General features: G+C 39.5%; 13 protein-coding genes. 6 read left to right on the top strand and 7 right to left on the bottom strand.

Annotated features, from left to right (window positions below; all coding sequences use genetic code 11):
- Positions 1-5 precede the first annotated feature (5 nt).
- Positions 6-338 carry a YjdJ family protein gene (locus tag MY9_RS06690; RefSeq protein ID WP_014663588.1) on the top strand — a complete coding sequence of 111 codons (333 nt, stop codon included), beginning with the start codon at positions 6-8 and terminating at the stop codon, positions 336-338.
- A 56-nt stretch (positions 339-394) separates the two neighbouring features.
- Positions 395-589 carry a DUF4177 domain-containing protein gene (locus tag MY9_RS06685; protein WP_003232825.1) on the top strand — a complete coding sequence of 65 codons (195 nt, stop codon included), beginning with the start codon at positions 395-397 and terminating at the stop codon, positions 587-589.
- A gap of 37 nt (positions 590-626) precedes the next feature.
- On the opposite strand, the gene ybaK is transcribed toward MY9_RS06685, so the two are convergent.
- A complete protein-coding gene (gene ybaK / locus MY9_RS06680) occupies positions 627-1,106 on the bottom strand; it encodes a Cys-tRNA(Pro) deacylase (RefSeq protein WP_014663586.1) in 480 nt (159 codons plus the stop codon).
- Between the two features lie 229 nt (positions 1,107-1,335).
- Between ybaK and MY9_RS06675 the strand changes: the two genes are divergently transcribed.
- Positions 1,336-1,731, top strand: a complete 396-nt coding sequence (locus MY9_RS06675) for a hypothetical protein (protein WP_040083415.1) — start codon at positions 1,336-1,338, stop codon at positions 1,729-1,731.
- A gap of 208 nt (positions 1,732-1,939) precedes the next feature.
- Complete coding sequence (locus MY9_RS06670) at positions 1,940-2,446, top strand: GNAT family N-acetyltransferase (RefSeq protein WP_014663584.1); 507 nt, start codon at positions 1,940-1,942, stop codon at positions 2,444-2,446.
- A gap of 43 nt (positions 2,447-2,489) precedes the next feature.
- Here MY9_RS06670 and MY9_RS06665 read toward each other — a convergent pair whose 3' ends face one another.
- The 6 genes from MY9_RS06665 to MY9_RS06640 all read right to left on the bottom strand — a co-directional run bounded on the left by MY9_RS06665 (position 2,490) and on the right by MY9_RS06640 (position 9,223).
- Positions 2,490-2,972: a YjdF family protein gene (locus MY9_RS06665; RefSeq protein ID WP_081483611.1), complete on the bottom strand. Its 483-nt coding sequence runs from the start codon at positions 2,970-2,972 to the stop codon at positions 2,490-2,492.
- Positions 2,973-3,141: 169 nt separating this feature from the next.
- On the bottom strand, positions 3,142-4,089 hold the full coding sequence (gene manA / locus MY9_RS06660) for a mannose-6-phosphate isomerase, class I (protein WP_014663582.1): 948 nt from the start codon (positions 4,087-4,089) through the stop codon (positions 3,142-3,144).
- 15 nt (positions 4,090-4,104) lie between these two features.
- The gene (gene manP / locus MY9_RS06655) at positions 4,105-6,063 is read right to left on the bottom strand and encodes a PTS mannose transporter subunit IIABC (RefSeq protein ID WP_014663581.1); all 1,959 of its coding nucleotides are present in this window, start codon (positions 6,061-6,063) and stop codon (positions 4,105-4,107) included.
- A 149-nt stretch (positions 6,064-6,212) separates the two neighbouring features.
- The gene (manR, locus tag MY9_RS06650; protein ID WP_014663580.1) at positions 6,213-8,159 is read right to left on the bottom strand and encodes a mannose transport/utilization transcriptional regulator ManR; all 1,947 of its coding nucleotides are present in this window, start codon (positions 8,157-8,159) and stop codon (positions 6,213-6,215) included.
- A gap of 295 nt (positions 8,160-8,454) precedes the next feature.
- Complete coding sequence (locus MY9_RS06645; RefSeq protein ID WP_014663579.1) at positions 8,455-8,772, bottom strand: hypothetical protein; 318 nt, start codon at positions 8,770-8,772, stop codon at positions 8,455-8,457.
- Positions 8,773-8,905: 133 nt separating this feature from the next.
- On the bottom strand, positions 8,906-9,223 hold the full coding sequence (locus MY9_RS06640; RefSeq protein ID WP_080478205.1) for a putative quinol monooxygenase: 318 nt from the start codon (positions 9,221-9,223) through the stop codon (positions 8,906-8,908).
- Between the two features lie 247 nt (positions 9,224-9,470).
- On the opposite strand from MY9_RS06640, the gene MY9_RS06635 reads away from it, so the two are divergent.
- Together MY9_RS06635 and MY9_RS21880 are read left to right on the top strand one after the other, a co-directional pair.
- A complete protein-coding gene (locus MY9_RS06635) occupies positions 9,471-10,331 on the top strand; it encodes a response regulator aspartate phosphatase (RefSeq protein ID WP_237711713.1) in 861 nt (286 codons plus the stop codon).
- 167 nt (positions 10,332-10,498) lie between these two features.
- The gene (locus MY9_RS21880) at positions 10,499-10,636 is read left to right on the top strand and encodes a hypothetical protein (RefSeq protein ID WP_015483101.1); all 138 of its coding nucleotides are present in this window, start codon (positions 10,499-10,501) and stop codon (positions 10,634-10,636) included.
- Positions 10,637-11,200: the final 564 nt, after the last annotated feature.

Below are 11,200 nucleotides of genomic sequence, written 5' to 3'. Positions count from 1 at the left end.
CAAAAGTGAAGGGAATATTTTTAGTTGTTCAGCTTGGATTTTCTATTATGGTATTTCTGTTTTTAGCCGCTGTTAATTGGTATCAAGGAAGCGAGCTTGTTTCAGATCGATTTGATTGGAACTATACTGCTAAAATCTCAAAACTGCTTAATGGAATGGATACCGTCAGCAGCCACAAACAAATTTCACAGCTTGATTTTTTCATCTACTCCGCTAAACACTACCCTGTAATGAGTACGTTAATGATCATCTCTTTCTTATATGTTCTGGCCGCTCTTTTTTTACTTATATACTCAGTCAAATGCAATAAGCAAGAGATTCATGTTAATAATCCCTGAGGTTTTCGGAACTTCTTGCTCAATCTTCCGTATATCCTAATAGGAGGGATCAAATGATGAAAGAATATGAATTCGTAAGAGTTGAGCTGAGTACGATGAGAAGAAGGCCTAAAGAAGACTACCAGCAAATCATCCATGATTATGCGAAAAGAGGCTGGAGATTCGTTCAGATTTTCGCGCCCAGTATAGATGGGTATGGGGCAGCTGCTTATTTTGAAATCATATTTGAAAGGGATGCGGAAAAAGCTTAATCGATACGACTAAGCTTTTTCGTTTACCCTATATCTGCTATACAATTTCTGCAAATTCGGCATCACATGATTTGGCTAAATCTTGCGGCGCCAACTTTATCTGCATACCGATTTTCCCTGCACTGACAATGATAAAATCAAGCGTTTCTGCAGATGCGTCAATATAGGTCGGGAACAATTTTTTCATGCCAATGGGTGAACAGCCGCCGCGAAGATAGCCAGTTACCCCTAATAGCTCCTTCATTGCAATCATCTCTATTTTCTTTTCCCCTGTCACCTTTGCTGCCTTTTTTACATCTAACTCTTCTGCTACAGGTACAACAAAGACATAATATTGATTAGTTCCTGCTGCTGCCACCAATGTTTTATATACATACTCCAAAGGATAACCGATTTTCTCCGAAACAGAGATGCCATCTACAGGCTGGCCGTCTGTTTTATACCCTAATAACTCATAAGAAATGTTCTGCTGTTCAATTAGACGAACCGCATTTGTTTTTGCCATTTTTTTCGCCATCGTTTTCACCCGCTATCAAAATAAATGTAATCTTCTTTTTTGCAGTTAATATGTAAATTCTATCATCCTAACCTGCATTTTCAAGGTTACTAGCATTGAATCAACGAAAGGACAAATTGATTAACCTGGATTCCTATAGCTCATTATTAATCAACATGAAACAAAACAGGAATGAACGAATGACAACCACATACAATTTGTATGAATGTAAAAATAAGGAGTGGTTGCTTTGTATCATTACTTGTATGGTCCTGCGTTAATTCCTTACTTTTCACATACTCATACACCTCAAAGAAATCCAGACTTTTCAGAAAGACAGCGAAGAAGAGAAATCACATTGACTGTAGACGGCATTATCCCCCCATCTTCCTCCGAGGATCTCGGCGACGGCTTTTATTCTTATGCATGGACGAACCAGCAGGTCATCAATCCAGGCGAATACCTAGTTTGTCATCTTGAAGGAAGGGATATCAATGTGGTAAATGGCGGGTTCACTCCGCGGGATACTGCTCCATTGTATGCGGTAGCAAGCTTTCCAAGACGAAGAAACCAATGGGTCATTATCATTCATAATCCTGTTCAAACCCAAAGAGCCCTATCGCTTTATTTGATTGCGAAAAGGTAGCACAACATGTTATCAGAAACCCTGCATTCAGCACAGAAAAACGGGTAGGAACACTTTGACCTCAGCGTTTTCCTACCCATTTTGGTTTGGGCTAGCTCTCACCTATCAATCCCCCTCAAGTTCCTCATCTTTTTCTACTGCCAAGGTACCAGAAAAAATTGTTATATGTTATCATTATTCCCAGTAAAAAGAAAAGAGGATTAGATATATGGTTCTCCTTGAAACGAATCGATTACGATTACAAACGATTGATATTCCACTTCTTGACGCAGCGTCTAAACAAGATCATCAGGCGATCAAAGACTTAGGATATGAAACAAATGGTGAATGGCCAAATTATGATTTTTTTGAAGCGATACCTTATTTCCGTGAAATTTTAGTGAAAAACAATGGAACAAACGGATTTGATTCATGGATTATTGTAAAGAAGGACAGTCATGAAATTGTTGGAGGAACTGGATTTTTAGGTGACCCAGACGAGAATGGCGTAATTGAAATCGGTTTTGCGACAAATAAAAGTCATCGCCGCAAAGGTTATTGTGTGGAAGCCTGCCAAGAACTAATAAACTGGGCATTAAGCCAAGAAGCAGTGAACCGGATTACCGCAAGATGTGAACATGATAATCTAGGATCACAAAAAACTTTGGAGAAGCTAGGGTTCACATTGGATCATAAATCAGCGGATTATATGCATTGGATATATGTTACAAAGTAGAGGCGTAATTACAAAAGCAGGCTCAGTGCCTGCTTTTGCTGGATTATTTACCTCTGTGCTTCTTTTTCGCTTTTTGCTTTTTGAGCATATACCTCTGCTCTTTTACATGTTCTCGTTGCTCTTTCGTTATTTGTTTTTTCTTTTGCTTTCTTGCATCAAGTTCTAGTTTTATTGCCTCTTGAGCTTTTGAAGTTACTCCGGCATTTTTCACTTCTTTTGAAACCTGACGCTGCAATCTTTTTGGATTGATCTTTTTCTGACGTCTGCCTTGTAAACGAACTCCTTCCTGCTCTGTTTGGGCCATCATATTCAAGAGTTGGTTATGAACAAACGCCAACACTTCAGAATCCTTCGGCTCTTTGCCAAAAAGATGACGAAAGGCTCTTAGCTTTCCATTGTTCACAGTTTCAACAACGCCTACCCAAAACTGACCATCATAGTAAACCGTTAATTTCATAACGATTCCCTCCTCATAAAAGATACGAAAGAATGATGGACATCCCGAGGAGGGGAAGGTTACTGACATGATCAATCATGCATCCGGACTACCAACCGAATCGTGTTTTTTCATTCTTTACCATATACAGAAAATAGTGTAGCATTTCTTCTCCGACTATTAAACTCTTATTTGATTTAGATCATTGCTAGCGAATAGGCGTCTTCACTCGCAAATGTATTTCTCAAGCCCTGCCATGTTACAGATGGGAGACGATACATTCGGCATACCCCTCAAGTTTAAATTCTCCAAAACCATGAGGCAGCAACATATGATCTCCTTTTTTGAAGGGATAGACATATTCACCAGAGATCATACGGCCCTCCCCTTCAATCACACTGATAAGAAGGAATGGTTTTTGCTGCTTTAAGCTTGCTGATCCTGATAAGTTCCATTTCCCCACCGAAAAGTAAGCGCATTCAACGAATGTCGTTGTAAGCAAGTCCTCAATTTGTTCATGATGAACCGTTTGCCGCTCTGGAATAGACGGGATCTCTATCACTTCGATGCTCTTTTCCAGGTGAAGCTCGCGCAGCTTGCCTTCTTCATCTTTTCGGTCATAATCATATAATCTGTAGGTTGTGTCTGAATTCTGCTGCGTCTCTAAAGCCAGAATCCCTTTTCCAATCGCATGAACAGTGCCGCTTGGCACATAGAAAAAGTCCCCCGGCTTTACCCTTACTCGGCGCAAGAGCTCATCCCATTCTCCACGCTCTATCATGGCAATTAGTTCTTCCTTTGTTTTTGCATTGTGGCCGTAAATAATCTCTGCATCTTTTTCGCAATCAATAATGTACCAGCATTCAGTTTTTCCAAGCTCACCGTTTTCATGTATTTTGGCAAATTCATCATTGGGATGCACCTGAACAGATAAGTCCTGGTCAGCATCTAATATTTTTGTAAGCAGAGGAAAACGGTCCCCTTCAAGCTGTCCAAATAAATGTCTGTGATGTTCCCATAATTCGCTGAGCGTGAGCCCCTTATACATTCCGTTTTGAACAACGCTTTGACCGTTTTGATGCGCGGCAAAAGCCCAGCACTCCCCTGTTCGTTGTGACGGAATGGTATAGCCAAAATCAGCTAAAGCGGTTCCGCCCCAAATTCTTTCTTTGAAAACAGGCTTGAAAAATAACGGTTCAATCGTCATGAAAATCCCCCCGCTTTATTCGATTTCTTCCAGCAGTTTGTATGCCTCTTCTGTTGTTTGCACGGAGAGCAGTCGCTTCCTATAATTGTCATCCATTAGCTTTCGAGATAGCATCTGCAATATTTTCAGATGCTGGTTCCCTCCGCTTTCTTTTGGTACAGCAATCATAAAGATTAATTTAGCTTCTGATCCATCCAGGCTGTTCCAGTCAACGCCTGATCGTTTGATTCCAAAGGCAACACTTGGCTCCCTGACCGCCTCAGACTTTCCGTGCGGAATAGCAATATTCATGCCAATCGCCGTTGTTCCCTGTTGTTCACGCTTCAAAATGGATTGTTTAAACCCGCTCTCTGAAAGCAGCGCACCTCTGCGGGACAATTTTTGAATCATTTCCTCAATGATGTCATCCCTGGTTTCACCCGATAAATTTGGTTCAATTAATTCCGGGCTGATAATGTCTGTCAATTTTTTTATCTCCGCCATCTCAGCTTTTGGGCTTTCGACTTGAATTGGCTGCTTTATTTCATTTGCTGCCGCAGCTTCACTTTGCGCGGAGGGCGGTGCAGTTTCACTGAGCACAGGAGACGCCGTAATATCTTTTTTTAGGACATTGACGAACAGAGCGGTGACTAGGCAACCTGCAATCACAGCAATAAAAAACATCAAGACATGATCAACTGCGCCAAGCACTGCAACAATAGGTCCGCCGTGTGCCACTCTGTCCCCCACATTGCCAATCATGGCTATCACAGAACCTGTCATTGAGCCTGCCATAATACTTGGAATGACGCGCAGAGGGTCCTGCGCCGCAAATGGAATCGCTCCTTCAGTAATACCGAAGAGCCCCATCGTAAATGCCGCTTTCCCCATTTCTCTTTGGGATGTCTCGAATTTTCTTTTTCCTAAAAACGTCGCAATGCCAAGGCCAATCGGCGGGATACAAATGGCGACAGCAATTGGTCCCATAATTTCATAATTTCCTTCTCCAATCATTGCCGATCCAAACAGAAATGCGACCTTATTTACGGGACCGCCCATATCAAATGAGATCATCGCACCTAAAATCAATGCCAGAAGGATCGAGCTCGACCCTTTCATTCCCGCCAGCCAAACCGTTAATGAGGTGAAAATTTGAGCTACAGGCGCACCGATCAAAAATACAAACGCTAAACCTACAATCAGAGATGCAAATACCGGAATAATAATAATCGGCATAATCGGTTGGATGGCTTTTGGCACCTTTACTTTTTTTATCCATAGTGCAGCATATCCGGCCAAAAATCCGGCAATGATTCCCCCAAGGAATCCGGCGCCGCTTGCGCTGTCATAAAAACTGCCAGTCGCCGCAATATATCCACCGATCATCCCTGGCACAAGACCCGGTTTATCAGCGATGCTATAGGCGATATAGCCGGCTAAAATCGGAATCATAAATGAAAATGAAGCACTGCCGATCTGTTCAATCGTTTCCCAGAAGGAGTCATCCGGAATAACTAAGCCTTTAGGTGTTTTCTCCCCTCCAAGCGTTAATGCAACCGCTATCAATAATCCGCCGACGACAATGAAAGGAACCATAAATGAAACGCCGTTCATTAAATGACGGTAAATAGGATTTTGCTTCTTCTCCTGGTGATTGCCAGATTCCGATTTTGCAGCGGAACGATAGACCGGTATATCCCCGTTAAGAGCGGTTTGAATCAATTCTTCCGGTTTGCGGATACCGTCCTGTACCCCGACAGATAGCAGTTTTTTGCCTATAAACCGGTCTTTGTTTACCGAGCGGTCTGCAGCAATAATGATTGCGTCCGCTTCGCGAATTTCCTCTTCGGTTAGCTTATTTTCGACACCAATTCCCCCCTGGGTCTCAACTTTGATGCTGACGCCCATTCTGTCTGCAGCTTTTTGCAGATTTTCCGCTGCCATATACGTATGGGCAATACCGTTCGGACAAGATGTAATCGCTAACAGTTTCATAGGAAACCTCCTTTAAAGTGTGAATAATAAGATCTTGTCTCAACTGTATACCGAAATCAGCACTTAAAAATCGCTTTTTTTACCATAGGTTCCGGAAATAAAGGCATTTTTCCCTATAACAAAAAAAAGCAAGGAATAATCCCTGCTTTTTAATAATCCAAATGAGATAAAAATGACATGACATTGGTTTCTTTCGTCAGCTTTTGGACAAAGGCCGGCTGCTCGCTAAGATATGAAAGCTCGCTAAACAGCTGCTTTGTCATGGTTTGATCCTCGTGTTTGACAGCCAGCATAAAGACAAGCGAAACTTTTTCATTTCCCCATTCAAGCGGCTCCTTTAATGTGGCAATCGCGATTGCTGATTGTTTAATAAATTTAGCGTTCGCATGAGGAATGGCAATGCCTGACCCAATGTTTGTCGCCGACATTTTTTCCCTCATCACCGCATGAACCGCATAGTCCTTTTCAACATAGCCTTTCTCAAACAAAGCTGTCGCCAGCTGTTCAATTAACTTGTAGCGATGCTCCGCCTCCTGCTGCAAAAAAACCAAAAAAGGAGTCGTATTGTTCAGCATCTGAAACGTTTTTTGTTTTTGGCGGTGTGGTTCGCCCAGCTGACGTATAAATGCACTTAATTTCTTCTCTTCGCCAGGCTCTAACAGCGGAGACACAACAATATGGGGGACCGTTATATTCTCCAGCGCAATGGTGGATATGACAAGATCGATATCCTCATGCTTTTTGATATAATCCTTTAAATCGGCCTTTGCAATACATGCCATTACAGCGATTTGGTGATATTTCCGTTCAATTTTCGTCCGCAGCAATTGTGACATCCCGATTCCCATGTGGCAGACGACGATCGCCTTTTTATGTGCCTCGCTGCTGCACTGCATCCGTTCGATGGCTGCTTGAAAATGCAGTGTCAAATATGCTGCCTCTTCCTCAGGAATATGAAGATCAAAAGTTTGATTGATATCTTCCAAAACGTCAATGATAAGATGAAACAAATAAGGATACATCTTTTTAATATCATTCAGCATAGGATTTGATACTGAAAGATCGTAGCTCAGCCGCTGTAACACTGTATTGACATGAATGTTCAAACCATTGATCAAATCCAGGTCTTTATGAAAATCCATCATTTTCAGCTCTGAAACACGATTGATTAAATGCTCTACAACCTTAGGAAGCACAGCATTTTCAAAGTTTTCTTCTTTCTGTAATGGATAACGAACTTTACCGCCCAATATATGTAATGTTAAATACACGGCTTCTTCTTCTGGAAAACGGATTGCAAAAACCGGTTCAAGCCGTTGTAAACAAGCAAATGTCCATTGATATTCTTTCTTCTTTTTTACTGCCGCCATTTCTTTCGGGGACAAAGAGATCGGCTGCTTCATTTTGATGCGGCGGACCATTAATAATGTATGCAGCAGCAAACTCTCAAACGTTTCATCTGTGAAATAGAGAGAATGCTTTTTTTGCAATGATTTGATTTCTCTCGTCACAAAATCTACTTCATAATGTAAAAACTTACTTTTAATAAATTGGCTCGTAAACTCTGTATTGTGAATCAAATCAGATATTCTTGCCAATGCCTTTCTTTTATTTCTTTCGTTCCCTTCAACCTTTAATCCAAGCCTCTGCCTAGAAACGAGCGTGAGATCAAAACGCTTCAGCCACTCTTCTACTGCGTATAAATCCTTTTTAATGGCAGATCGATTGACAAAATGCCGAGCGGCAATTTCTTTTGCGGAAACAGGCTTCGGATTCATTAATAAGTCATAAGCAATTTGCAGCATTCTTTCTTCATCGGTCCGCTGCCTAGAAGAAAAATGTTCAGTATGTAATTGTTGGCTTAGCCAGGTCCTTTCCTGTTCTTCTATATGTAAATAAACGCCCAACCCTGGTTTTCGAATAAGCTGTGCATGAGAATGCTCATTGAGATAATCCTCGATCACTTTCAAATCATTCCGGATTGTTTTTTCAGAACACTGTACCCTATCTGCGAAATCTTGCACAACTAAATAGTCATCAGGTTCAGATAACAACAGATACAAAATCTCTTTTTGTCTTGTATTTATGTATTCCATCTGTTTTTCTATCCTTCCTGTCAGTATCCACTTGAGCAAATTCATAGTATAAGTATACTATATAAGAAACCGTTTACATTATAAAATAAAATCATAGAGACAAAAGTTTTGTTTTTTACCGAAGCTTCCGGAAAAAAGCGATTTTATGATTTTGAGTTAACTGCTAGAATCGACCTGATTCTGTGATGTGATAGTGTCAGCTTAGTATACGAAATAAAAAACGGACACCAACCAAAGCACAGCGTTCTCTGTCCAGTGATCAGTATCCGCAGACCTTTCATCCCGGGCATTTTTTTTACGGCCCGGTTCCACAGTCTACTTTGTATTTACCGTTTGATGCTTTTTTTGAATAGCATAAGTGAGGCGTTTGTCCCGTTTCACCTTTCCAATCTAGCCAATTCACGTAATAAAGACTCCCAGATTCATTGTCAGCTTCTTTTTGGAGAACTGCAAAGTAGCTCTGATAGGGATATCCTCTTTTATAAATTTCGTGTCTGATTGCTCCTTTTTCAGAAGCAGCTGTAAAAACAACAGGAGATAGAACTGGTAGTGCTATCAATATAACTATAAGTGCTGCTACAAGAGAAAGGATAATTTGGGTTTTCTTTTTCATTTTTTTCTCCAAGCTTTTATTATGAATAATATGTATTTAATTCTCCGCATGATATTGTTGGCGGAGTTGTACAACAATCCGCCAACAACTTTCCGATTCTTAGTTTTTGAGTGTCTCTTTTGAAGACGCCTTTTTAATCATTCACATTGCTTTTCATTAACCATTCTACTTCCGTTAATTCTTGTTTTTGAACGTCTATTGTGTGTTTTTTCGTAAAATGGGTTTTCACAGCTTCTTCGTTTTCCCAAATCTCCCAAAGCATTATTTTACGTTCTGATGGCTCAAGCGGATAAGCATGGAATTTGATACATCCCTCTTCTTTGTTCGTTTCTTCCTCAAGTTTTTTGAATTCCTTCATTATCTCATTAAGGTCTTTATTACTGATGATTTTTAAACATGCCGTTATGTAATGCATCGAAAATCCCCCTCCTATCATTTTATGGCTTTTCATTATAACATTTTCTTGAAAAATGCAGATGCCATTTATAAATCATTAGACGACTTCGAGTGCCTTATAGATCAGCTTCCCAAAATTCTAAAGCAAGCTAAAGAGTTCGTATCAGACAATACGGTCCTTATTTATGTTTATTCTGACTTTTTCTAGTCTAAATAGATAGACTTTTCAAAAAAATAATTCTATTAGAGGGTGTCCTTAGTGATATAATATTAAATATATGTAAAAAAAAGGAGGTATTTGATTGTCTGTTTCGGATTTAATCCCATATCATTACGTAACTACAGACATTAATCATTGGTATGTTGTCATAAAACAGGGTCGAGTTGAGAAAGCAAAAGAAATGAAACAAAAAGTTGAAAAAGAATTCGATATGATGGAGAAAAATGAAAAAGTAGCAGTCTATCTCCAGCTATTAAAGCTGCGGCACGAAATAATGCTTTCGTATCTCGAACCTGACTCTGTTAAAAATATAGATGGTGTTTATGCTGACCTCAAAATGACAAGGGAAAATATGGCTCCTGAATCCCTCACCAATACAATAGAGTTCTATTATCATTTTTTTACCGGCATGTACCATTTTAGAACGAGAGATTTAGTTATTGCTTTAACATATTATCGCGAAGCCGAAAAATATCTTGATTTATTAGATGAAAACGCAAATACAGATAAGGCAGAGTTCTATTTTAAAGTGTCAGAAGTCTATTACTATATGAAAGAGACTCATTTTTCAATGAATTATGCCCAGCGAGCATACTCTATATTTAAAGAGCAAAAAGATGCTCAGGGGAACCTTACATATGGCAAGGAAATGGTCCAATGTCAGTTTGTTATCTTTGGGAACTGGCTAGATAAAATGTGTTATGAGGATGCTTTAGAAACAGCTGAAAAAGCCTTAAATGATGCTATAAAAATAGGGGAGCAACATTTAATTGGTTCAGCTCATTTTAATGTGGGATTATGTTATAATAATCTTGAAGAACTTGACAATGCTGAGAAACATTTTCAAATCGCCTATGAAATTCATAAGAATCGAAAGCACATTTATGAGTCCAAAGCGCGATTTTTAATCTGGCGTATGTCAAAGCAAAGAAGAATGATTTAAAGGCTGCGTTAGAATTATACCAGGAAGGTCAGAAGGTTGCTGCCCGACACAACAACCAGGAAGTAACCGAGAAATTAAAACTGGTTAAAGGCCTTTATTTATCATTTGACTTACAAACACTTAGAGAAGTGTTCAAGTTCTTCAAAGAGAAAAACCTTTATGGTGATATGGAAGAATACGCTGTTGCTGTTGCTGATTTTTTGACCAACAAAGAAGACAGACATGATGCGGTCGATTTTTATCAAATGGCAATTGAAGCACGTAAACAAATTCAAAGGGGGAAACATTTAAATGAAAAAATGTAAAATTGCAATTTGTTTAGCGCTCTTGCTTGGCATTGTTGGAGTATCCAGCGCTTCATACGCTCTTTCTGAGCAGTCCACTTATAAGGTCGCAGATAGAGCAGCAACTTAATATGATATTAAAAAATAACCCCATTTTGGACTTTAAAAATGGGTTTTTTATTTTATCTTCTCAACTCAATATTATTCCTGGTTTTTCATTTAAATTCTATACTGCATTAATAAACCGACAGCCCCTACCCTTTATGTAACATTCTAACATTCCCAAAATATGTATGTCTGCAAAAAACCGCAAACTTTTTCATGACTCCTTCTATCAGACTCTTTGCAACAACTCCACAATCATATGTAGCTTCTGAAAATAACATGAATAATGACACTTGAAATCTACATCCGCTTATAGATTACACTAAGACTAAAGCCTATAAAAGAAAGGTTGATGGGTTTGAACTTATATTTAGTAACAGCCCTTGTCATATCAGTATTATTAAACGTAATTTTATGTATTCAGCTAGGAAAATTCAGAACAAGTCGATTTTCCAAGTGGAAAGAAAGCACAGGAATTAA

Source organism: Bacillus sp. JS (assembly GCF_000259365.1).
Lineage (GTDB): Bacteria > Bacillota > Bacilli > Bacillales > Bacillaceae > Bacillus > Bacillus stercoris.
Note: the sequence above shows the minus strand (reverse complement) of the source record. Positions and strands in the feature narration are given on the sequence as shown.

Excerpts from the sequence above, each read along its gene's own strand:
- MY9_RS06685 (WP_003232825.1), top strand. The coding sequence starts at position 395 with ATGAAAGAATATGAATTCGTAAGAGTTGAGCTGAGTACGATGAGAAGA.
- ybaK (WP_014663586.1), bottom strand. The coding sequence starts at position 1,106 with ATGGCGAAAAAAATGGCAAAAACAAATGCGGTTCGTCTAATTGAACAG.
- MY9_RS06670 (WP_014663584.1), top strand. The coding sequence starts at position 1,940 with ATGGTTCTCCTTGAAACGAATCGATTACGATTACAAACGATTGATATT.
- MY9_RS06665 (WP_081483611.1), bottom strand. The coding sequence starts at position 2,972 with ATGTCAGTAACCTTCCCCTCCTCGGGATGTCCATCATTCTTTCGTATC.
- manA (WP_014663582.1), bottom strand. The coding sequence starts at position 4,089 with ATGACGATTGAACCGTTATTTTTCAAGCCTGTTTTCAAAGAAAGAATT.
- manP (WP_014663581.1), bottom strand. The coding sequence starts at position 6,063 with ATGAAACTGTTAGCGATTACATCTTGTCCGAACGGTATTGCCCATACG.
- manR (WP_014663580.1), bottom strand. The coding sequence starts at position 8,159 with ATGGAATACATAAATACAAGACAAAAAGAGATTTTGTATCTGTTGTTA.
- MY9_RS06645 (WP_014663579.1), bottom strand. The coding sequence starts at position 8,772 with ATGAAAAAGAAAACCCAAATTATCCTTTCTCTTGTAGCAGCACTTATA.
- MY9_RS06640 (WP_080478205.1), bottom strand. The coding sequence starts at position 9,223 with ATGAAAAGCCATAAAATGATAGGAGGGGGATTTTCGATGCATTACATA.
- MY9_RS21880 (WP_015483101.1), top strand. The coding sequence starts at position 10,499 with ATGGAAGAATACGCTGTTGCTGTTGCTGATTTTTTGACCAACAAAGAA.